Source organism: Vibrio qinghaiensis, from assembly GCF_002257545.1.
Classification (GTDB): Bacteria; Pseudomonadota; Gammaproteobacteria; order Enterobacterales; family Vibrionaceae; genus Vibrio; species Vibrio ordalii.
Window position 1 is genome coordinate 1915746 of record NZ_CP022741.1, and the last position, 21871, is coordinate 1937616.

At 43.9% G+C, this 21871-nt stretch carries 17 protein-coding genes and 2 tRNA genes; 10 read left to right on the forward strand and 9 right to left on the reverse strand.

Going from position 1 to position 21871, the window contains the following annotated elements:
- Nucleotides 1-111: 111 nt before the first annotated feature.
- The gene (gene adhE / locus CCZ37_RS08795; protein ID WP_010318852.1) at nt 112-2784 is read right to left on the reverse strand and encodes a bifunctional acetaldehyde-CoA/alcohol dehydrogenase; all 2673 of its coding nucleotides are present in this window, start codon (nt 2782-2784) and stop codon (nt 112-114) included.
- A gap of 629 nt (nt 2785-3413) precedes the next feature.
- Between adhE and CCZ37_RS08800 the strand changes: the two genes are divergently transcribed.
- Nucleotides 3414-4052, forward strand: a complete 639-nt coding sequence (locus tag CCZ37_RS08800; protein ID WP_010318853.1) for a YchE family NAAT transporter — start codon at nt 3414-3416, stop codon at nt 4050-4052.
- 101 nt (nt 4053-4153) lie between these two features.
- Here the strand turns inward: CCZ37_RS08800 and asd are convergent, their stop codons facing one another.
- On the reverse strand, nt 4154-5284 hold the full coding sequence (gene asd / locus CCZ37_RS08805; protein ID WP_010318854.1) for an aspartate-semialdehyde dehydrogenase: 1131 nt from the start codon (nt 5282-5284) through the stop codon (nt 4154-4156).
- Nucleotides 5285-5706: 422 nt separating this feature from the next.
- Here asd and nhaC point away from each other — a divergent pair, with 422 nt between their 5' ends.
- Nucleotides 5707-7143, forward strand: coding sequence for a Na+/H+ antiporter NhaC (gene nhaC / locus CCZ37_RS08810; RefSeq protein ID WP_010318855.1), 1437 nt, complete (start codon nt 5707-5709; stop codon nt 7141-7143).
- Nucleotides 7144-7252: 109 nt separating this feature from the next.
- Here nhaC and CCZ37_RS08815 read toward each other — a convergent pair whose 3' ends face one another.
- Both CCZ37_RS08815 and yejK read right to left on the reverse strand, forming a co-directional pair.
- Nucleotides 7253-8449, reverse strand: coding sequence for an Hpt domain-containing protein (locus tag CCZ37_RS08815; protein ID WP_094500826.1), 1197 nt, complete (start codon nt 8447-8449; stop codon nt 7253-7255).
- Nucleotides 8450-8622: 173 nt separating this feature from the next.
- Entirely contained in the window at nt 8623-9624 is a 1002-nt protein-coding gene (gene yejK, locus CCZ37_RS08820; RefSeq protein ID WP_017042553.1) for a nucleoid-associated protein YejK, read from the reverse strand.
- A gap of 84 nt (nt 9625-9708) precedes the next feature.
- Here yejK and CCZ37_RS08825 point away from each other — a divergent pair, with 84 nt between their 5' ends.
- The 3 genes from CCZ37_RS08825 to CCZ37_RS08835 all read left to right on the forward strand — a co-directional run bounded on the left by CCZ37_RS08825 (nt 9709) and on the right by CCZ37_RS08835 (nt 11902).
- On the forward strand, nt 9709-9933 hold the full coding sequence (locus CCZ37_RS08825) for a YejL family protein (protein WP_010318858.1): 225 nt from the start codon (nt 9709-9711) through the stop codon (nt 9931-9933).
- Between the two features lie 24 nt (nt 9934-9957).
- Nucleotides 9958-11763, forward strand: a complete 1806-nt coding sequence (locus CCZ37_RS08830; protein ID WP_094500327.1) for a DUF3413 domain-containing protein — start codon at nt 9958-9960, stop codon at nt 11761-11763.
- Nucleotides 11764-11825: 62 nt separating this feature from the next.
- A tRNA-Pro gene (locus CCZ37_RS08835) sits at nt 11826-11902 on the forward strand.
- A gap of 54 nt (nt 11903-11956) precedes the next feature.
- Here the strand turns inward: CCZ37_RS08835 and CCZ37_RS08840 are convergent.
- A complete protein-coding gene (locus CCZ37_RS08840; protein WP_094500328.1) occupies nt 11957-14266 on the reverse strand; it encodes an FdhF/YdeP family oxidoreductase in 2310 nt (769 codons plus the stop codon).
- A gap of 10 nt (nt 14267-14276) precedes the next feature.
- Nucleotides 14277-15167 (reverse strand): formate dehydrogenase accessory sulfurtransferase FdhD, encoded by an 891-nt coding sequence (locus tag CCZ37_RS08845; RefSeq protein ID WP_094500329.1) that lies wholly within the window; start codon nt 15165-15167, stop codon nt 14277-14279.
- A 582-nt stretch (nt 15168-15749) separates the two neighbouring features.
- Here CCZ37_RS08845 and CCZ37_RS08850 point away from each other — a divergent pair.
- Both CCZ37_RS08850 and CCZ37_RS08855 read left to right on the forward strand, forming a co-directional pair.
- A tRNA-Ser gene (locus tag CCZ37_RS08850) sits at nt 15750-15840 on the forward strand.
- Nucleotides 15841-16065: 225 nt separating this feature from the next.
- Nucleotides 16066-16293, forward strand: a complete 228-nt coding sequence (locus CCZ37_RS08855) for a hypothetical protein (protein WP_010318863.1) — start codon at nt 16066-16068, stop codon at nt 16291-16293.
- Nucleotides 16294-16357: 64 nt separating this feature from the next.
- On the opposite strand, the gene CCZ37_RS08860 is transcribed toward CCZ37_RS08855, so the two are convergent.
- The gene (locus CCZ37_RS08860) at nt 16358-18322 is read right to left on the reverse strand and encodes a DNA topoisomerase III (RefSeq protein ID WP_094500330.1); all 1965 of its coding nucleotides are present in this window, start codon (nt 18320-18322) and stop codon (nt 16358-16360) included.
- A gap of 84 nt (nt 18323-18406) precedes the next feature.
- Nucleotides 18407-18739, reverse strand: coding sequence for a Grx4 family monothiol glutaredoxin (locus CCZ37_RS08865; RefSeq protein ID WP_010318865.1), 333 nt, complete (start codon nt 18737-18739; stop codon nt 18407-18409).
- Nucleotides 18740-18980: 241 nt separating this feature from the next.
- Here CCZ37_RS08865 and sodB point away from each other — a divergent pair, with 241 nt between their 5' ends.
- The 3 genes from sodB (at nt 18981) to CCZ37_RS08880 (ending at nt 21051) form a co-directional block, all read left to right on the forward strand.
- Complete coding sequence (gene sodB, locus CCZ37_RS08870) at nt 18981-19565, forward strand: superoxide dismutase [Fe] (RefSeq protein WP_094500331.1); 585 nt, start codon at nt 18981-18983, stop codon at nt 19563-19565.
- Between the two features lie 122 nt (nt 19566-19687).
- Entirely contained in the window at nt 19688-20191 is a 504-nt protein-coding gene (locus CCZ37_RS08875) for a VC2046/SO_2500 family protein (protein WP_010318867.1), read from the forward strand.
- A 188-nt stretch (nt 20192-20379) separates the two neighbouring features.
- Entirely contained in the window at nt 20380-21051 is a 672-nt protein-coding gene (locus tag CCZ37_RS08880; protein WP_167372401.1) for an SDR family oxidoreductase, read from the forward strand.
- 29 nt (nt 21052-21080) lie between these two features.
- Here CCZ37_RS08880 and CCZ37_RS08885 read toward each other — a convergent pair whose 3' ends face one another.
- Entirely contained in the window at nt 21081-21845 is a 765-nt protein-coding gene (locus tag CCZ37_RS08885; protein ID WP_029626946.1) for an MlaA family lipoprotein, read from the reverse strand.
- Between the last annotated feature and the right edge of the window lie 26 nt (nt 21846-21871).

Here is a 21871-nt window from a genome sequence, read left to right on the forward strand (position 1 = left end):
GCTTTTGATAATGAAGTTGCTCGATAAAAAAAAGCCCCACCAGACGGTGAGGCTTCATCTTTTCCCGATAGAGATCGTTTCGTGCTAGCGAAAATCTCTCAACAACTCAGCTTACTTTTTCTTAGCTGGTTTTTGGTCATCTTTTTTCTTGATAACGGTAGTGCCTTCGAAAGTTTCACCTTCAACAAACGCTGTACCATAGTAAGCCGAAATAAGTACTTCTTTTAGCTCAGAAATCAGTGGGTAGCGTGGGTTTGCACCAGTACATTGGTCATCAAACGCTTCAACTGACAGCACGTCAACTTTAGCGAGGAAATCCGCTTCATTCACGCCAGCCGCTTGAATAGATAGCGGGATGTCGAGATCTTTCTTCAGCTCTTCCAACCAAGTCAGTAGACGTTCAATTTTCTGAGCAGTACGGTCGCCCGCTTTGCTCAAGCCTAGGTGGTCAGCCACTTCAGCGTAACGACGGCGTGCTTGTGGACGGTCGTATTGAGAGAACGCAGTTTGTTTGGTTGGGTTATCATTCGCGTTGTAGCGCACAACGTTAGAGATAAGCAATGCGTTAGCAAGACCGTGCGGGATATGGAACTCAGCACCGATCTTGTGCGCCATAGAGTGACATACACCTAGGAACGCGTTAGCAAAAGCGATACCTGCGATAGTCGCTGCATTGTGCACTTTTTCACGAGCAATTGGGTCTGCTGCGCCATTTTTGTAGCTTGATGGTAGGTACTCTTTCAGCATCTTAAGTGCTTGTAGAGCTTGACCATCAGAGTATTCATTCGCAAGAACAGACACATAGGCTTCAAGAGCGTGAGTCACTGCATCGTAACCACCAAATGCCGTTAGAGACTTAGGCATATTCATAACAAGGTTCGCATCAACGATAGCCATGTTAGGTGTTAGCTCATAATCCGCTAATGGGTATTTAGCACCTGTTTTATCGTCTGTTACAACGGCAAATGGTGTGACTTCTGAACCTGTACCTGAAGTAGTCGTGATACAAACCAATTCTGCTTTTTGACCCATTTTAGGGAACTTGTAGATACGTTTACGGATATCCATAAAGCGCATTGCAAGCTCTTCAAAGTGAGTTTCTGGGTGCTCATACATAACCCACATGATCTTCGCTGCATCCATTGGTGAACCACCACCAAGTGCTAGAATCACGTCTGGTTGGAAACTCTTCATTGCTTCAGCGCCTTTCTCTACAACAGATAGAGTTGGATCAGCTTCTACATCAAAGAATGTTTGAACTTCCATACCGTTTGACTTCAGCAGAGTCACTACGTCGTCTGCATAACCGTTGTTGAATAGGAAACGGTCAGTAACTAGGAATGCGCGTTTTTTGCCTTCAAGATCGCTCATAGCGATTGGAAGGCTACCACGACGGAAGTAAATTGACTTAGGTAGTTTATGCCACAACATGTTTTCAGCTCGCTTCGCAACAGTTTTCTTGTTGATTAGGTGCTTAGGACCTACGTTCTCAGAAATCGAGTTACCACCCCAAGAACCACAACCTAGCGTTAGAGATGGTGCAACGTTAAAGTTGTAAAGGTCACCGATACCACCATGAGTGGTTGGGATGTTTACAAGAATACGCGCCGTCTTCATTTTGTCACCAAAGTAACGGATACGGTCTGCGTTAACGTCTTGGTTAGTGTATAGACCAGAAGTGTGGCCGATACCGCCGATTTCTACCATTCTTACGGCTTGTTCTACCGCGTTCTCGAAAGAAGTCGCGCGGAACATGCCAAGTGTTGGAGAAAGTTTTTCATGTGCGAATTCATCGTCATAAGAAACTTCGCCAATACCTTCACCGACAAGGATTTTAGTATCTGCTGGAACTTTAACGCCCGCCATTTCAGCGATGGCTGTTGCTGGTTGGCCTACGATTTTCGCGTTGAGTGCGCCATCGATAAGCAGTACCTTACGTACTTTGTCTGCGTCTGCTTTGCTTAGAACGTGCGCTTTATGGCTCGCGAAACGCTCTTTCACTTCGTCATACACTTCGTCCATAACGATAACCGCTTGCTCAGAAGCACATACCACACCGTTATCGAATGTTTTAGACATAAGAACAGAAGCGACTGCACGTTTGATGTCTGCCGTTTCGTCGATTACAACTGGAACGTTACCTGCACCTACACCGATTGCTGGTTTACCTGACGAGTAAGCCGCTTTCACCATGCCAGGACCACCTGTTGCAAGGATAAGTGCAATACCTTCGTGCTTCATTAGCGCGTTAGATAGCTCAACTGAAGGTTGATCAATCCAGCCGATAATGTCTTTTGGCGCGCCAGCTGCAACTGCTGCATCTAACACGAGTTTAGCTGCATCGTTAGTTGAATTTTTCGCACGTGGGTGTGGCGAGAAGATGATACCGTTACGAGTCTTCAAAGAGATGAGAGATTTGAAGATTGCAGTAGAAGTAGGGTTAGTGGTTGGAACGATACCGCAGATGATGCCTACAGGCTCAGCGATAGTCATCGTGCCTAGGTTTTTATCTTCTTCAAGAATGCCACAGGTTTTTTCGTCTTTGTATTTGTTATAGATGAACTCAGACGCAAAGTGGTTCTTGATTACTTTATCCTCAACAATACCCATGCCTGATTCCGCTACCGCTTGTTGCGCTAGAGGGATACGAGCTTGGTTAGCTGCTAATGATGCTGCGCGGAAAATTTTATCTACTTGCTCTTGAGAGTAAGTAGAGAATTCAGCTTGAGCCGCTTTAACGCGCGCTACTAGAGCATCAAGTTCAGCTAAATTAGTTACAGGCATAATGAATCTCCTAAAAATAGAAAAATGTTAAAAACTCTTTATTAAGTTTGCAGCTTTGTGTTTTTGTTTTTTCTCAACAACTTAAACAATGACAGACTTAGTAAATTGCTTTCAGGACTGAGTATAATATTTCAGAGTGTGAAAAAAATTGACTCAGATCAGTTATGAAAAACTAATTACCCAATTAGGGGTGATCACCTTACAAAATCACTTACAAATCATTGAATATAAACAAAAAATACACAGAAAATTAAATAAACAAAAAACATTTACCTAAACAACGAAAACTATAAAAACTACAACAATCTGTAAAAAAGTTTCATTTTTGAGCGATAGATGAATAAACACACCTCATTTTACGTGCTACTGAGAGTATATCGACTCTCACTTTTACCACCAGCGAGGAGCGCAAATTTTATTAAAAATGTGCAGATGTTAACAGTTGAGCAAAAAACAACACCACTCACATACATTAGAAAAACAATTGTAAAACATTTTCTTCATTGAATTAGTTTTTCTCAGCAATAAAACCCCAATCGCTTTAGTTTTTTTCATTCGTGCTATCCTTTGCTTTCGCTTACATTAGCCACGTAATATTTCATCGAAATGATCCATTAGAGATAAATGCCATGCAAACCTTTGAGTTAGCCATTTTCCTGCAGTTTTTCTTAGGCCTTGTAGCCGCTGTCAACCCAGTGGGGATTATGCCAATATTTGTCTCTCTCACTGGGCATATGACGCAAGAAGAGAAACACAAAACGGCGGCTACAGCGAATATTGCGGTGGCGATAATTTTGATTACCGCACTGCTTGCCGGGCAGATGTTACTGGATATGTTTAGTATCTCTTTAGATTCGTTTCGAGTAGCTGGTGGCCTATTGCTGCTGAGCATCGCATTTTCGATGATGAGCGGTAAATTGGGTGAAGATAAACAAAACAAACAAGAGAAATCTGAATACATTAGCCGTGAACAAATTGGGGTTGTGCCACTCGCTATGCCTTTAATGGCAGGACCGGGTGCCATCAGTTCCACCATAGTGTATGGCTCTCGCTACCCAAGCATGTTCGATACCGTGGGCATTATAATCACTGTGGTGTTATTTAGTTTAAGCTCTTGGCTGCTGTTTCGCTCAGCGCCCTATATTGTCCGCTTCTTAGGTCAAACGGGTATCAACGTGATTACACGGATCATGGGTTTGATACTAGGTGCACTCGGTATTGAGTTTATTGCCAATGGGCTCAGAAATTTATTTCCTGGCCTTGCATAACCGCATTGACCTCGTCACTGTCACTACAGCAGAAAGCATAAAAAAGGGCGCTTTATACAAAGCGCCCTTTGGTTTGTTGGCAGTTTTTTAACCGATAATCATCACTGTTTTTCAGCCAGAATGATCCGCAAAGTACGGCGAAGCGGCTCAGCGGCTCCCCACAATAATTGGTCACCCACCGTAAACGCATTTAAGAAATCATCACCCATCGACATTTTACGCAAACGTCCTACGGGAACTGACAAGGTGCCAGTGACTTTGGCAGGGCTCAATTCACGTGCGGTAATATCGCGCTCGTTTGGAATAACTTTCACCCAATCATTGTGCGTAGCGATCATCTCTTCGATTTCATCAAGCGGAATATTTTTCTTCAGCTTGATGGTTAATGCTTGTGAGTGGCAGCGCATTGCGCCAATACGCACGCAGGTTCCATCAATCGGGATCGGTGACGATTGAAGCCCTAGAATTTTATTAGCTTCAACGCCCGCTTTCCACTCTTCTTTGCTTTGACCATTGTCGCGTTTGACGTCAATCCAAGGGATTAATGAACCCGCTAGCGGTGCACCAAACTGCTCGGTAGGAAAAGAAGGTGATCGCATGGTTTCAGCCACTTTTCTGTCAATATCAAGAATTGAGCTCGATGGATTAGCCAATTCAGAGCTAACCGCATCATTAATTACTCCCATTTGCGAGATCAACTCGCGCATATTTTGAGCGCCAGCACCCGAAGCGGCTTGGTAGGTCATTGCGCTCATCCACTCGACCAAACCTTTCTCATAAAGGCCGCCTAATGCCATAAGCATTAAACTGACTGTGCAGTTACCGCCCACAAAGGTATTGGTTCCTGAATGGATGCCGTGCTGAATTTGTGTCAAGTTGACCGGATCTAAAGTGATGATTGATTGTTTATCCATCCGTAAAGTAGATGCGGCATCAATCCAGTAACCTTTCCAGCCCACTTGACGAAGTGCTGGATACACTTTTTCAGTGTAGCTACCACCTTGACAAGTGATAATGGCATCTAATTGTTTGAGGCTATCAATATCGTAAGCATCTTGCAGTAACCCTGTATGATGATTGCCTTTCTTAGAAGGCACCGTTGGGGCAGGAATACCAATTTGAGATGTGCTAAAGAAAACCGGTTCGATCAAGTCAAAGTCATTTTCTTCAACCATACGCTGCATCAGTACAGAACCGACCATACCACGCCAACCCACTAAACCTACTCTCATCGCGCTCACTCTCCATGTATCTAAAATGAAAATTTATTGCTCCATCTATAAGTGGTTCAGCATAAAATCTCAAGACTTTCTTAGTAAAAGTGGTAACTTTTTCTTTCTGCGCAGCCAGTTTTGTAAAAAACACATTTAAGCCTAAAAATCACTCAAGCTCTCTATGATTCAGCATTCAATAATCAACGAAACGCTAAACGATCACGTTCTTGTTACACAAAAACCCCACACCGCAGAACATTTATAACCATTAAATTTAACTATTATCAACATTTAACATCGAAGGTTAACCACTTGAACGACATAAATCACATCTGAGGTGTTTGATGTCGATATATTATGCTAACTATTGTAAAGTGCGAACGAACTCAATAAGGGCACCGTTCTGTCCTTAGATCATAAATCTGACAAGAGGCTCTTTTATGACGCAAGCCCCTCAACGCCTACCTAGCTTAATTCAAGTAATTATTGCTCTAGGCTTGTTTTTGTTACTCGCGTTTTCGTTTACAGCTCAACTCGATCTCCCTATCCAACTGGCCTTATACATTGGCTGGTTCATCATTATTGTGCTCGGTGTTCGTTTAGGTCACCAATATAAAGAATTAGAAAAAGCAGCACTGAATGGTATTTCTAATGGTTTAGGTGCGGTGTTGATACTTTTAGCTGTTGGCGCATTAGTTGGTACTTGGATCTCCGGCGGGATCGTGCCGACCATCATCTACTACGGTCTTCAAGCAATCCATCCTTCTATTTTTCTTCTTGCAACGATGATCATCTGCTCTCTCACCGCTTTAGCAACTGGAACCTCATGGGGTGCAGCTGGTACCGCGGGGATTGCCATGATGGGGATTGGTCAAGGTCTTGGCGTTCCAGCACCAATCACCGCTGGCGCAGTACTTTCAGGTTGCTACTTTGGTGACAAAATGTCGCCATTATCTGATTCCGTTATTCTTGCGTCTTCAATGTCTAACGTTGAAGTGATGGAGCACATTAAAGGTATGCTGCCGATAGCGCTTATCAGCTACGTGATCACGGGTATCATGTTTACCTTATTTGGTTTCCACTATGCAGGTAACGTAGACATGTCTCAAGTACAAAGCGTGATTGAGGCGATGGAACAGCAGTTTTACATTACCCCATACTCTTTTGTGCCAGTGCTGATTGTACTTGGTTTACTTGCGATGAGAATGCCTTCGTTTCCTGTAATTAGCTTTGGTTCTTTGCTGGGCATCATTTGGGCGGTGATGATCCAAGACGTAGACTTCTTGCAAGCTTTCAATACCGCATGGGCACCTTACAATATTGAATCTGGCGTTGACTTCATTGACTCAATCTTAAACCGAGGCGGCATGTCCTCTATGCTTGGTTCTGTTGCCGTGATTGTCTTTGGTCTTGGGTTTGGTGGATTGCTAGATAAAGTGGGTGTGCTTGAAACCATCGCAAAACTGTTTGAGCGCCGCGTGACAAGCGCAGGTTCACTGGCAACCAGTACCATTGGCACTGCATTTATGGGCAACGTTTTTGGCTCAGCCATGTATGTTTCACTCATCCTGACCCCTAAAATCTGTGCCAAGAACTATGACCGTTTAGGCTATCAGCGTAAGAACCTATCACGTAACGCTGAATTTGGTGGCACGCTCACCTCCGGTATGGTGCCATGGAGCGATAATGGCATCTACATGGCGAGCATTCTAGGCGTTGCAACGCTCTCATATGCCCCCTTTATGTGGCTAAGCTTTGTCTGTATTTTGGTGACCATTTTTACCTCTTACATGGGTTGGTTTGTTGATAAATGTGAACCGACTGCACCAGCAGACAGTGCTGAACAAGCACCGGCTCTCAACCAACAGTCAGCCTAGCAGGGTATTGCAAAAGTCATTGAACTAAAAAACCATTAAAAAGAGCTCAACTGAGCTCTTTTTTACTACAAACAGAATCGCCATTTAAAGCTGACACGATAGAGCTGGCTTATCGTTTTCTTTGATCAAGGTAGTGTTGCGCACTGGATATAGCGGCCGCCAATTGCGTCGTTAATATCCCCAATTGACTCTCCGTAGGTCGTTGCTTCTGGCTAAGTCGCAACTCTATTTCTGACGCTATCTGCTTGAGTGAACGGCAACCAAGATTACCCGCAACGCCTTTCAGGCTGTGTGCTCGGCGCTGAGCGGCCTCCAAATCAGAATGCACCAATCTTTTCAATTCAGCCACATCATGCTGATGATCTTGTATAAATACGCTCAACAGTAGAGTGACAGACCCAACATCGCCATTGAGAGTTATGAGCATGGATTCAATATCGATGGACAAATCATCAGAAAGATCCGATGTTTCCACCTGTGGTTCTTCTGTGGAAAAAACACGACTGGGATTCATCTCAGATGACTCATCATCTTTCGCAGCACTGGGAACTTTATTAACATGAGAACGAGTTAAAACTGATGACCTAAATATCAACCAACCCAACAATAGAATCACTCCACCACTTAAGCCAGTGATTAGGTAGGCATAGATGTTTAAAAGACGATGGTATTGGTTTTCAACATGGGTAAGCTGCTTGTAAATAGAGTGATTGATTAAATTATCGACCAAACGTGCACCTTGGGCGTATTGATTTAGTAAATCAGACGCTTGTGCTAATGTCTGCTCTAGCTCTTTTTTCTGAATGGCTGGTAAAGATTGCCCATCCACATAAAGCTTATCTAATGCTCGATAAATCTCTGGATTTTGCTCAGTGTCACTGAACATCGCTTCAAATACATAAGCGCCTAGCACCACATACATCTGCTTGAGCTGCTCAGAATTAGCGGGATTATCACGCAGCACTTGTAGTCGCTCAACCAGCGGTTGAATGTTGAGCTTAACCGACAAATACGATTTGGTCAGTCCGATATAGCGATCAGTCATGTGGAGTAATTGCTGAATATCCGGCCGCCATGAAAAATCTCGCTGCTCAACTTCCAGTTGTAGCCTAAGTGAATAGAGTAGCTGCACATTCAACGCGATATCATTCGCTCGTGTCGAACGATAAGGCTCTTTAAAATAGAGCGAACTTTTAAGCTCTTCAATACCATAATGTAACTCTTTCACTGAATGCATCGCTTGGTAGCTTAAATGGCTTTGCCAAAACACAAGGCTAACGGAAACTAACCAACCAAACAGAATCACACCATACCATCTCATGCTAAATCGTTTTGATTTCTTTTGCCCAAACACTGTGCTTACCAATTTGTATTTTCAATTAATACAAGCATATACCCAAAGCTACGAGTGTGCAGACTTGTGTATAGAGAGAAAGAATAAAAAAGAGAGCCATATCAAGCTCTCTTAGTGATGAAGGATTAACGCTGACGCGTTAACTGTTCTCTTAAATTCGGTGGCGTGCCTTTGATGGTTAAGGTATCACTTTCAGGATCATAAAAAATACGCTCTCCCAATAACAAGCTATCAAAGCTCACATTCAAACCGCCCCCTGCACCGACAAACTTGGTCAGTTTACGCACGGTAGAACGATCACCAGGAAAGCTCTCTTCCAGTTCATAGCCATGTGCCTGCGTATATTCGAAAAAACCCGTGCCGTCTTGGCTAGCAGGTAATTCTCCAGACAACTCACGAATATGAACCTCTTCACCGGCTTTAATTTGCTCATTGCAGTAATCGTAAACCTGCTTTTTGTAACCGATCGCTTCATCTTTTTCTAGCTTAGAATCAGTGCAAAAATCCTGTACCGCTTGCATCAGTACTTGATTTTGCACTTTGGTATCTAACCCAACATCGGCTTGCAGAAAATCAAGAAAGAAATCCGACACTTTTCGACCAACGCGACCTTTGATATAGGCAAGGTAGCGGTTTGAATTTTTGTCCGTTTCAAAACTTGATAGGTCAAGACGCGCCGCAATATCCATTTTGTTGATATCAAGATAATCTGTCGCGCTAATGTCGAGCCCCTCCGTTACTTTCAAACTTTGATTGAGAGGTAAAAGCCCAATAAATAGGTAATCCGTAGCCAATGACTGATATTCGGCCATCACTAAGATCCCTTCATCAGCAAACGGATACTTTGATAATTCATCTTTCAGCCGTTGAGCACTGATTTGTGAAAAATCGTAAAAATCACGCTCACCTTGACGAAGTTCTTGCAACCAAGTTTGAAAATCACTGTCCGACTTAAACGAACCAAAACCTTTGCTCGCTTTCGAATTAAACACGCGATGCAACTCTGCCACTAAATTTTCGGCTGACGTATCATTATCTAAAGATTGAGAGCGGTATTTAACCACCAGCTCATCTTGCTCGTTTTTGCTCAATTGGTGCAAAATCACGTTGGAAAGGTGAAGACTCATAGTGAAATTATCATCGTTCTAGTTTCAGTTGTAAGGCATTGTAGGTTATCATAAGCCGCTTTTACTATCATCATTAGAGTCTTTATGCCTATTACATCTAAATACAGCGACGAAATAATTGAAAATATCCTGACAGAAGTTGCTGCCATTCTCGCTAAACATAATGCTTCCCCTGAGCTTACTCTCATGATTGCGGGAAACATTGCAACGAATGTCTTAAACCAAAACGTTGCCGCTTCACAGCGTAAGGCGATTGCTGAAAAATTTGCTCAGGCATTGATGTCGTCTTTAGAAACTACTACTCACTAATAGAATGCATAGATAGAAAATCACATGGCAGATAGCGAAAATACATACGGTGAACGCGTATCACGGTTGGTTGGTTGGGGGCATTGGTTTGCTTTCTTCAACATCATTGCAGCAATGCTTATTGGTACTCGATATATCGTACAATCACCATGGCCTGAAACCTTGTTGGGGCAGTTTTATTTAACTGTGTCTTGGGTCGGCCATTTTGGATTTTTGGTTTTTGCACTCTATCTACTGGTTTTATTTCCTCTGACATTCGTCATTCCGTCGCGCAAACTATTTCGTTTCTTGGCTGTCTGTTTTGCAACGTTAGGGCTCACACTCCTATTAATCGACACCCAAGCTTATCAAGCAATCAACCTGCACTTAACACCGATAGTATGGGAACTGCTTTTTAGCGATGAGACCAGCGCTATCACTGCCGACTTACAGCATCTGTTTGTAGTCATGCCGCTCATTCTCCTCTTACAACTAGGGCTTTCGGAGTGGGTGTGGCGTAAGCAGCGAAAACTATCACATAAACACGTTGGTCGGCCCATCGCGGCGGTATTTTTCATTAGTTTTATTACCAGCCACCTTATTTACGTTTGGTCTGATGCGTATTTAGAAACGTCAGTGACCAGCCAAAAATCAAACTTCCCGCTCTCGTATCCAATGACGGCAAAATCGTTCATGGAAAAACATGGCTTATTTGATCGTGATGTGTACTTAAAGCGTTTGAAGGATAATGAAGAGAACTTTAACATTGTTCGTTATCCTCTTGAGCCTCTTCAATTTGGACGCAGAGCAAATAATCTCAATATTTTGCTAGTAAGTGTCAATAATTTAAGAAGTGATGTGCTGACGGCTGAAATCATGCCCAACACTTACCAATTTGCGACAGAAAATTTGAAGTTTAATAATCATTACAGCTCGAGTAATGACATGTTTGGGATTTTCGGCTTGTTTTATGGTTTACCGAGTAGCTATGCCAACGCCATTCGTTCACAAGGCACGCCCCCGATACTGATAGAGGCATTGAAAAAACAGGATTATCAGTTTGGCCTCTTTAGTGGCGATAATTTTGACGACGCCTTATACGAAGAGACGATTTTCCGCAGTTTAACGGTCTCTAAAGCTCCTTTTGATCAAGAATCCAGCACAGATAACCAAACCATACAACGCTGGTATCAATGGGTATCCGAGCAAAGCGATCAACCGTGGTTCAGCTATTTGGAATTGACAACCGTTGACAACTTTAATGACTTTGACCCTCGGTCAAGTAGAGGTAGTGCCAGCGATCGCCTGCGTGCTGGTTACAATAACTCGGTCAATGCTGCCGACCAAGAAATAGGACTGCTGCTCACTAAGATTGACGAATTACAATTGCAAGACAATACGCTGATTGTAATCACCTCAAATCATGGCGCGGAGTTTAACGAGACAAAAACCAACAGCTGGGGTGCTAACAGCAATTACAGCCGATACCAGTTACAAGTGCCGATGATCATCCATTGGCCAGGAAAAATGGCAGGGGAATACTCACACCGTTCAAGTCACTTAGATTTTTCAGTCACGCTTTTACAGGATCTATTAGGTGCTTCATCCAACCCTATTGAATTCAGCAGTGGTAGAAACTTGTTTGATGAAAACAAAAGGAAGTGGATTTTAGCCGGTGATGCCCGTGAATTAGCCTTGATTACTGATACCCAAACCACCCTCATTGATAAATTTGGCAACTTCAAGCTGTTTGACGAAAACTATCAACGTCAGAAAGACTCTAGCCCAGCGTTGCCAGTACTGATGCAAGGCTTAACCGAATTGCAGAGATTTTACGCCAAAGACAATTAAATCAGGCCGTTAGCAAGATTATCTCTTGACGCTAAAGGGATAAATGATTAGATTACGCCAATCGGACTGTAGCGCAGCTTGGTAGCGCACCGTCATGGGGTGTCGGGGGTCGGAGGTTCAAATCCTCTCAGTCCGACCATACACCTAAAAAAAGAGAGCTTCGGCTCTCTTTTTTGCTTTAGTATCTTATTTTTTAGTCTGTTTGGACTAACAGTGGAGCGACTTTGGTTGGGTGAATGACAACGGCAACAGATTTTGATGTCGGGGTATCACTAAAGTCCCCTTTACTGCTCAATGGAATGAGTGCATTTGCCTCAGGGAAATAGGCCGCTACATTCCCTTGAGGAATTACATAGGCGACCACTTTGAAGCCGAAAATTTCACGTTTAATACCATCATCCCACAGTGTCTCAATATCGACTCGTTCACCCGCTTTTAATTGCAGCTGCTCAATATCTTTTTCATTCATGAAAATGACATTACGTTCACCAAATACACCTCTGTAACGATCATCCAAACCGTAAACCGTGGTGTTGTACTGATCGTGCGAACGTATCGTCTGCAACACAAAAATCGGTTTCTTGGTCATCTGCTGAGTTTTGAGCGGAACGATAGATTCAGGAAGTGCATTACTGCTTATCTGCGCTTTTCCTGTGGGCGTTTTCCAAGTAAATTCACGCGCTGAATTACCAAGATAAAAACCGCCAGGCCCTTTGAGCCTCTGATTAAAATTGGCAAATCCTGGGATAATCTTTTCAATCAAATCTCGAATGTTATCGTAATTATCAGCCATGGATTGCCAATCGATTGGATTTCCCTCCCCTAAGGTCGCTTTTGCCATTCCTGCGATAATGGCCGGCTCTGAGCGCATCATCTCTCCTGTAACATCAATTCGCCCAGAAGAGGCATGAACCATGGAGAATGAGTCTTCAACGGTAATTTTCTGTGGCCCCTGAGCCTGAATATCAATATCGGTCCGACCTAAACAAGGCAGGATCAACGCATCCTTGCCCGGGTTGACATGGCTCCGATTCAGTTTAGTCGCAATGTTTACGGTCAAATTACAGTTTTTCATTGCTTGCGCGACACGCTCGGTATCGGGCGCAGCGGCAACGAGGTTTCCCCCTAAACCGATAAAGACTCTACTTTCACCCCGTAGCATCGCCTCAATAGCATTAACTACATTATGTCCATGCGCTTTTGGTGGCGTAAAGCCCAGTACTTTTTCAATATTGTCGAGTAGAAATACCGGCGGTTTTTCATTAATTCCAACCGTGCGGTCACCTTGCACATTTGAGTGGCCACGGACAGGACATACCCCAGAACCATCCTTACCAATTTGGCCAAACAGTAATTGTAGATTGACCAACTCTTGTATGGTTGCCACCGAATGCTTATGCTGAGTCACCCCCATCGCCCAAGTTACGATCACGCGTTTAGCGCCTTGATAGATATCTGCCACCAGCTCTAGCTCTTGGTGCGTGAGCCCCGATTGCTCAATAATACTTGGCCACGACGTAGCCTGCACCATGGCTAAGTAAGACTCCATCCCTTCGGTATGCTGGGCAATGAAATCAAGGTCGAATATCGATTCACCGCAGGCCTGTGCTTGCTGATGACGAGCAAGAAGAATTTTCACCAAGCCACGAACCGCCGCCATATCTCCGCCTAATTTAGGAGTGAAATAATGGCTAGTGGTCGGTGTTGAACCATTGCTTAACATTTCAAAAGGATTTTGCGGGTTAGTAAAACGCTCCAATCCTCGCTCTTTTAAATTATTAAATGCAACAACCCGAGCGCCACGCTTATAGGCTGACGCCAGTGTTTCCAACATACGAGGGTGATTCGTTCCTGGGTTTTGTCCAAATAAAAGAATCGCATCGGATTCTTCAAAATCCTCAATAGTCACAGTTCCCTTACCAATGCCAATCGAGCGAACCAAGGCGACGCTCGTAGCTTCATGGCACATGTTTGAGCAATCAGGAAAATTATTGGTACCAAACCGGCGCGCAAACAACTGGTATAGAAATGCAGCTTCATTACTCGCGCGGCCTGATGTATAAAATTCCGCCTGATTTGGACTAGCGAGTTGATTGAGGTGTTGTGCAACCAGTGCAAACGCCTCATCCCAGCTGATTGGCTCATAGTGATCCGTTTGAGCGTTATAGCGCATTGGTTCCGCTAAACGCCCTTGAGATTCGAGAAAATAGTCACTCTGCTTATTGAGCCAAGTGACCGAATATTGCTTAAAGAAATCTGCCCCAACGCGTCGAGAAGTGGCTTCCCAGTTGACGGCCTTAGCGCCATTTTCGCAAAAACGAAAATGCCCTGGCACATGTTTTTCACCCCAAGCACAGCCTGGGCAGTCAAAACCATGGTCTTGGTTCGTTTTTAAAAGATTGGAAATATTTTTGGCAACATTATGACTTTTCAATAGATGATGCGCGGTGCTTTTTAGCGCTCCCCAACCACCAGCCGAACCGGTATATTGTTTAATACTCATATTCTTCTTCTCACTCTTTCACTGACTGCAAACGTGCATGACCATGGTATATATTGAATTGATTTTTTTTGATAAAACCAATCAGTGTCATATCAAACTGACGCGCCATATCGAGCGCTAAACGTGATGGCGCACCAACAGCCACCACCACTGAAATGCCAGCAATAGCCGCTTTTTGCATTAACTCAAAACTCACTCGGCCGCTAAGAATTAATACCCCTTGCGGGTGCCAGCGCTGCTCACTCAAAATTCGGCCTATCAACTTATCCACTGCGTTATGGCGACCCACATCTTCGGCAACGGCAATCAACTCGCCATTCACGAAGTAACCGGCACCATGCACCGCCCCCGTTTTTGCAAACAGTGGTTGATGAACAAGAAGCAGATTAGGAAGCGCAATAACAACATCAGAAGAGAGCCATTTCGGGCTATCATCAATGCGAATTTCTCGCCTCAAACTCAATGCTCGGATGGATGTCATACCGCAAATGCCACAGCTCGACTGGCTCATATAACGACGGGCCTGATGCTGAATCACATCAGTGTATGGATGATTGAGCGTGACCAACCAGTGATTCTGGCCATGGCGTGATTCGTCGTCAACCAACTCCATATTGAGTATATGGTCATATGAATCGATCACTTGCTGCGTATAAAGTAAGCCACTGATGAGATGAGCATCGTCACCGGGTGTTCGCATTGTCATGCTCCACTCTTCGATATGCAGCTTGTTAGTAATCGTATCATTCCATTGCAAACTGATTTGTAAAGGCTCTTCAATAGCAAGAATATCGTATTCATTTTGAAACCCTATTTTGGAATCAAAACGTTGGCGATAAATGCGTTCAGTCCCCTCAGGTTGAGCATCATGAGGGTCATTGGTTGTGGTTTCTTCTAGCATGGTTCTTTTTATTGACTGATTTCAATCATCAGCATAGTGAGTGCAAGATAAACTCCTGCAAACACTCTGTACTTAATGATTGGAAATATAAACAGCGCCTTAAACACAGGAAGATGCAAATTACTCCTCACCTTGCGCAGGGTCAAGAAAGCCATCTTTTGGCCATGGTTCAGGTTTCGTGCCATTTCACTGCCAGTTTTAACTTATTACCCGTCATTCCCAGAGGTTTAAGCATTATATGAACATAAAGGCATAAAAAAGAAATAATATTCCATTTATGAAACTCCGTTAGCTTGATACTACAAGAGAGCATCAGGCTCTTGGCAAACCACTGCTAATGCATAACTGCTTTCCCCGTTTCAATACGACTTTCTGTATAAACATCGTAAAAATTCACCGTTAAGCCAGCAACCAAATAAAAAAGGCGCCATAACGAAGTGCGCATTAATGCATTTTTTCTCCAACAAGGCGCTAAGAATCAAGCTATTAGTTAAAAACCATCGTCAAATGTACATAAAACCACCAAACGATCAGTTCAAGACTTTACAAAGTAAAATTGCCTCGCTATTATGCGCACCACACGGAGAGATGGCTGAGTGGTTTAAAGCACCGGTCTTGAAAACCGGCGATGGTTAATAGCTATCCTAGGGTTCAAATCCCTATCTCTCCGCCACTTTTAAAGAAAAACCGCTGTTTTTACAGCGGTTTTTCCGTATCTGATTAACATCATTTTCTTATACTGATTTTTATCTCACGCACCAGTTGCCATTCATTATGATGAGTACCCTCTCCATTCACCACATACTAAAGGTGTATTTTTAGAAACTGGCATTAAATATGCTTTCCATTATTCAACAGTTATGTCGTAATTAATGACATGGTTAGAGAGGAGAAGTGTATGAGCCATCTCTATAAGATTGAATCCTACAGTGAAGAAGCGGTCAGCTCGATTGCCCAGTTTATCCGTTCTAAAGGTGGAAGATGTTGTATTGCGGGTTTTGCCGTGATAACAAGTCACCCTTTTCAAGAGCGCGAGGCGTGGCGTTTACTGCCACTTGTCGGCAAAGTGACTGACAATGTAACCGATTGGGATACCAGCCTTTTTTATCGAAAAGGTGATAATTAGCTCGTCAGGTCGGTGAATATCTTACCTAATCGCTGGCCTTAGCGACCGATTCTTTGATGTCACTTTATTGAGCCGAATTACGTTGATAACGCGTTGTTTTGCTGGGTTTACTTGCCTTTCGTTTGAATGCAGGGCGCTCCACTTTGGGCAATGAGCGAAGCGACTCTGGCACTGCGCCCGATTTCGCCTGTTCCATGATCTGCATAATGCGCTCTTGCAGCACTTGCATAAAGGGTTGATACGCTTGCCCACGTTCAGCCATTGCTTGCAGTTGATGCTCCCAATGGGCGGTCATATCAGGATAGGTTGATTCGTTTGGCAGCGCATGAATTAATCCCTTTCCTGCTGGCGAGCTTAGGATCAGCTTACCTTGACGTGTTAAGAGCTGCCGCTTGAATAAAGTGTCAAGGATCCCCGCTCGCGTCGCTTCCGTACCCAAACCATCGGTTTCACGTAAGATTTTTTTCAGCTCTTTATCTTCAACATAGCGAGCAATGCCCGTCATCGCTTGTAGCAAAGTCGCTTCAGTAAAATGACGAGGAGGCTCGGTTTTTCGATCGTGAATCTCCCCTTCTCGACACGTCAGCACCGTCGCCTTACTTAGAGGTGGAACTAGAGGTGGAACGGCATCGACTCCGCTCTCTTCTTCATCGACTTTGCCTAACAAACTCTTCCAACCGGTTTCAACCAGTTGTCGCCCTGACGCAACAAAAAAGCCACCCGCAATATCAAACACCAGCTTGGCTTCCGCGTACACGGCGGCGGGATAAAATTGCATCAAGTATTGGCGCGCAATCAATTGGTATATTTTCATCTCATTTCCCGACAAGGCATTGACGGATGCCTGCTTTGGTGTGGGAATAATGGCATGGTGCGCGTCCACTTTCTTATCGTTCCATGCTTTGGATTTAAGGGCTAAGTTTGCGCCACTGACTGCCGTTAACAACTCTTTGGCGTTACACGCGATAGCTTGAGTTACTGACGAAGCTTGAGCGTAATGTTCTTGCGGTAAGTAACGGCAATCTGAACGCGGATAGGTGATTAATTTATGTTTCTCATACAGAGATTGGCAAGTGTCTAACACTTGTTGGGCGCTCATTGCAAAGCGCTTCGCTGCATCAATTTGCAGTGCAGATAAGGAATAAGGTAACGGCGCGGCTTGCTTAGTTTGCTTTTGTTCCGCTTCAATCACTGTGGCGGGTTGCCCTGCGATACGCTGTGCGACATTTTCCACCAACTTGCGGTTTAAGACTCGCCCTTCTTCATCTTGCCAAGGCAGGCAAGCATCACTGGGTTTCCAGCGCGCACGGATATCAAACGCCACTTGATCAGTTTGATAAGGGATTAACGCATGTAATGTAAAATAGTCTCGCGGGATGAAGTTTTCTATCTCCTCATCCCGACGTACCACTAGCCCTAGAATAGGAGTTTGTACCCGCCCAACCGACAAGACACCTTGATAGCCCGCTTTCTGCCCCAGCAAAGTATAAGCCCGTGACATATTCATACCATACAACCAATCGGCTCTTGAACGCGCGAGCGCTGAAACCGATAAAGGGATGAATTCGCGGTTACTGCGCATCTGTTTCAGTGCACGCTGCACGGCTGGAAGGTTTAAATCGCTGATCAGTAGCCGCAATGCTTGCTCTTTTTTACTTTGGCTTACTTTGCAATAATCAATCACTTCGTCAACCAACAGTTGCCCTTCGCGGTCCGGGTCTCCTGCATGGATAATTTGCGATGCTTCTTTCAAAAGCTGACGAATCACAGTCAACTGTTTGCTCGATGTTTTGCGCGGCCTAAGCTGCCACTGTGAAGGAATGATGGGTAAGTCGAGTAAATTCCACTTTTTATAGCGTTCATCATAAACATCCGGCTCAACTTGCTCGAGTAAATGCCCAATACACCAAGTAACGATGTCGCCATTCGCACAACGAATGAAACCTTGATCTTTCTTGTGTGGTTTTGGCAAAGCATCGGCTATAGCGCGCCCTAAGCTGGGCTTTTCAGCAATGAATAAACGGGTCATAAACTCAAATCAACGCAAAAAAATAAGGTCACATTAACCAATGTGACCTTAATAAATCAAGAAAAACTGTTATTTTATACAGTATTACTCTTCATTGCCTGCACGAGCAGCGGCTTCTTTCACTAAAGGTTGCAGTTCGCCTTTTTGGAACATTTCGATAATGATGTCACAACCACCGATCAACTCACCTTCAATCCACAATTGTGGAAAAGTAGGCCACTGTGCGTATACAGGCAGCTCAGCGCGGATATCTGGATTTTGCAGAATATCCACATAAGCAAATTTCTCACCACAAGCCATTAAAGCCTGCGCAGCTTGAGAAGAGAATCCGCAACTTGGTAGCTTAGGAGAGCCTTTCATGTATAGCAGAATGGCATTTTCTTCAAGTTGCTGTTTAATTTTATCGATAGTTTCCATTGCTTCCTCTTAATGGGATAGTGCGGTTTGTTGGTGACATTCTAAATCATTAATCGAGAATAAAAAGCACATATTGTTTATGGATATCCTGCCTATACAACAATTTCCAACATTGGGGCTTTTAATAAAGTAAAAACTTGCTAAAATACGTTCAAGTCAGTCGTATCGACGAATATCATTATAATATCTGGAAGCCACTGAAAGAGATTTTCACTCTTTCTACACAACGGAGAATCGAGCAATGTCATTCGAATTACCAGCTTTGCCTTACGCTAAAGACGCTCTAGAACCACACATTTCAGCAGAAACACTAGATTTCCATCACGGTAAGCACCACAACACTTATGTTGTGAAGCTTAACGGCCTTATTCCTGGCACTGAATTTGAAGGTAAATCTCTCGAAGAGATCATCAAGACTTCAACTGGTGGCGTATTTAATAACGCCGCTCAAATTTGGAACCACACCTTCTATTGGCACTGCCTTGCACCAAATGCAGGTGGCGAACCAACAGGTGCCGTTGCAGACGCAATCAACGCCGCATTTGGTTCTTTTGAAGCTTTTAAAGCAAAATTCACTGACTCAGCGATCAATAACTTTGGTTCATCTTGGACTTGGTTGGTGAAAAATGCGGATGGCTCTTTAGAGATCATCAACACTTCAAATGCAGCCACACCGCTAACTCACGAAGGTGTGACTCCGCTACTGACGGTTGATCTGTGGGAACACGCTTACTACATCGATTACCGTAACCTACGCCCTGACTACATGAATGGTTTCTGGGCACTGGTTAACTGGGTATTCGTTGCAGAAAACCTAGCAAAATAACCTTTTCCCCTTGGATTGGTATTTAGTCATATGAAAAGCCTGCTTTATCGCAGGCTTTTTTGTTATTTTATCTAAAGTTATCTGCTTTCTCGCCGCTAAAAGTGCATCGGTTGGAGAGGCAAATGCAAGTACATACATTAGATAAAGCCAGTATTATAAACGAGCTTCAATTTGGCTCGGGGCTAAGCCATGCTGTCCAGCAAGGACGCCGTGCGGACTTTGCACTGATACTGTCGATGTTTTCTAACGATGTACGCGACAACACTCCTATTGAACGAATTGGAAACCCACCCACTAGCAATGAATTGTTGCGTAAGCGATTTGAGCTTTCAGAGCCTCAAACACTCCGTTCCGACCAAAGTTCTTACGCTGTTTCAGCAAAACAAGCCGAGCTTTTCCATCACGGAGGGCTAGCCAGTGCGAAACTCAGCCACTACTTGACTCCTGAAGTACTCGCCTATTTGCCTGAAGATACGCATGATTTACCCGAAGAGGTATATCTTAATCTGTCAGGACATGAGCGAAGGCATCTTGCCTCCCCCTCAAACGTTGAGCTCTTAGTTGCCGATCTCGCGGTTCAACTCACCGTCGCCCACCGGCGCGATCAGATCCGCACCCAAGTTTGATGTCTTGTATGTAATATAAAGCGACATTCTCTAGATCAGAATGTGAGTACGCCCAAAAAACTCACACACCACGCTTATTTAGACCAAGTAATTTGATGTTATTCACACCCTACCCACAGTTAATCAACCATTCTATTGAGACTAGATCTCGCAATAACGATAAAACAAGCAATAGGGTGAGGCACCCAATGGATATAAAAAGTGCAATAATATTAATCACTTCGGCAAGTTCGATGCTGGGTAGCACACTGGCCGTTCATTTCGCACATTTAGGTGCGAAAATCATTTTGTGTGACCAAGACAAATTTGGGCTAATGGAAACCTTTGCTCGTTGCAAAGCGATCTCTCAGGATGTTCATTATTACCACACACCAGATTACTCTTTAGAAACGATACATCGGCTATTTGATTTTATTGATCAAACTTATCATGGGGCACCCGATGTGTTGGTCAACAATTGGCCAAACGCATCCCTTCCCCCCTTGATAGGTGAACAACGAGCTGAAGTCTTTATTCAGAAACTCGCCATGATGGCCTCTACTTTGTTCACTTTTGGTCAAGCCAGTGCTGAGCGAATGCGTATTAACAATAAGCCCGGTGTGATTGTGAACGTCATTTCTCAAAATGATGAGCATGACCTAACGGGTATTGAAAATGCGAATTCTATGGTTTCTGGTTTCACGCAGAGTTGGGCAAAAGAACTAACCCCTTTCAACATAAGAGTAGGTGGTGTAGTACCTAGCGCAAAAGATGATGTAGATGAGAAACCCCATTGGGCTGAACTGCAAGATGAATTGATCCGCAATACGGAGTACATCGTCGCTAACGAATACTTTAGCGGACGTGTGATGTCGGCCTAACAGTGCAAGGCCGACCCACATGGATATGATTAAAACCCTTCTTCCAGATAATCGTCGAGATACTCTTCTTCCGATTCATCGTACGTTTGGGTATCAATTTCTGCTTTAAAATCTTGGCGTTGTAAATAAACATCGCGGGTTAATGAGTATGGATCCGGAGAGTTATCTAATGTCACTTCTTGGGGAACGAGCCTTGCTCGGGTTTCCAGCCCTTCCAGTGCCCACTTACCCAATCCAGCCCATACAGTAAGATAAGAAAGAGGGGCATACAAGCCATCCACAACATCCGTCGTTTCTCGAATTGTGTAAGGCCCGTATCCAGGAATCATTAAATATGGGCCATTACCAACACCATAATGGCCTACCGCATCACTAAACGCTTTATCATTGTGTTTGGTGATGCTCGCTTCTGACGCAATATCAATCATCCCAAACAGGCCTAAGGTACTATTAATCCAAAAACGGTTAAAGTGATCGACAGCTTTCGTACCATTACCCATCAATATGTTGTTGATAATACTTGAAGGCTCATCAAGGTTTGACAGCACATTAGCAACCGTTTTCCGAATAGGTTGTGGGACATAATCAACATAAGCAATCGCAACGGGGCGAACTAGATAAGGGTCGAGATAATCATAGTTTATTGTCCACATTACGCGGTTAAAGCTCTCAAAGGGGTCGCCTGACTGCGTTTGATTTGATTCGGCTGACGTTGAATCCGGAGCGCTTGCACACCCTGCTAATACGAAAAGGAACAGCATAGGGCATATCAGTCGAGATAGGCGGCTTATCATCATTTATTTCCATGTATAAAGGCCGA

What these genes read in the sequence shown, in the direction of transcription:
- adhE (WP_010318852.1), bottom strand. Translation starts at nt 2,784, where the DNA reads ATGCCTGTAACTAATTTAGCTGAACTTGATGCTCTAGTAGCGCGCGTT.
- CCZ37_RS08800 (WP_010318853.1), top strand. Translation starts at nt 3,414, where the DNA reads ATGCAAACCTTTGAGTTAGCCATTTTCCTGCAGTTTTTCTTAGGCCTT.
- asd (WP_010318854.1), bottom strand. Translation starts at nt 5,284, where the DNA reads ATGAGAGTAGGTTTAGTGGGTTGGCGTGGTATGGTCGGTTCTGTACTG.
- nhaC (WP_010318855.1), top strand. Translation starts at nt 5,707, where the DNA reads ATGACGCAAGCCCCTCAACGCCTACCTAGCTTAATTCAAGTAATTATT.
- yejK (WP_017042553.1), bottom strand. Translation starts at nt 9,624, where the DNA reads ATGAGTCTTCACCTTTCCAACGTGATTTTGCACCAATTGAGCAAAAAC.
- CCZ37_RS08825 (WP_010318858.1), top strand. Translation starts at nt 9,709, where the DNA reads ATGCCTATTACATCTAAATACAGCGACGAAATAATTGAAAATATCCTG.
- CCZ37_RS08830 (WP_094500327.1), top strand. Translation starts at nt 9,958, where the DNA reads ATGGCAGATAGCGAAAATACATACGGTGAACGCGTATCACGGTTGGTT.
- CCZ37_RS08840 (WP_094500328.1), bottom strand. Translation starts at nt 14,266, where the DNA reads ATGAGTATTAAACAATATACCGGTTCGGCTGGTGGTTGGGGAGCGCTA.
- CCZ37_RS08845 (WP_094500329.1), bottom strand. Translation starts at nt 15,167, where the DNA reads ATGCTAGAAGAAACCACAACCAATGACCCTCATGATGCTCAACCTGAG.
- CCZ37_RS08855 (WP_010318863.1), top strand. Translation starts at nt 16,066, where the DNA reads ATGAGCCATCTCTATAAGATTGAATCCTACAGTGAAGAAGCGGTCAGC.
- CCZ37_RS08860 (WP_094500330.1), bottom strand. Translation starts at nt 18,322, where the DNA reads ATGACCCGTTTATTCATTGCTGAAAAGCCCAGCTTAGGGCGCGCTATA.
- CCZ37_RS08865 (WP_010318865.1), bottom strand. Translation starts at nt 18,739, where the DNA reads ATGGAAACTATCGATAAAATTAAACAGCAACTTGAAGAAAATGCCATT.
- sodB (WP_094500331.1), top strand. Translation starts at nt 18,981, where the DNA reads ATGTCATTCGAATTACCAGCTTTGCCTTACGCTAAAGACGCTCTAGAA.
- CCZ37_RS08875 (WP_010318867.1), top strand. Translation starts at nt 19,688, where the DNA reads ATGCAAGTACATACATTAGATAAAGCCAGTATTATAAACGAGCTTCAA.
- CCZ37_RS08880 (WP_167372401.1), top strand. Translation starts at nt 20,380, where the DNA reads ATGGATATAAAAAGTGCAATAATATTAATCACTTCGGCAAGTTCGATG.
- CCZ37_RS08885 (WP_029626946.1), bottom strand. Translation starts at nt 21,845, where the DNA reads ATGATAAGCCGCCTATCTCGACTGATATGCCCTATGCTGTTCCTTTTC.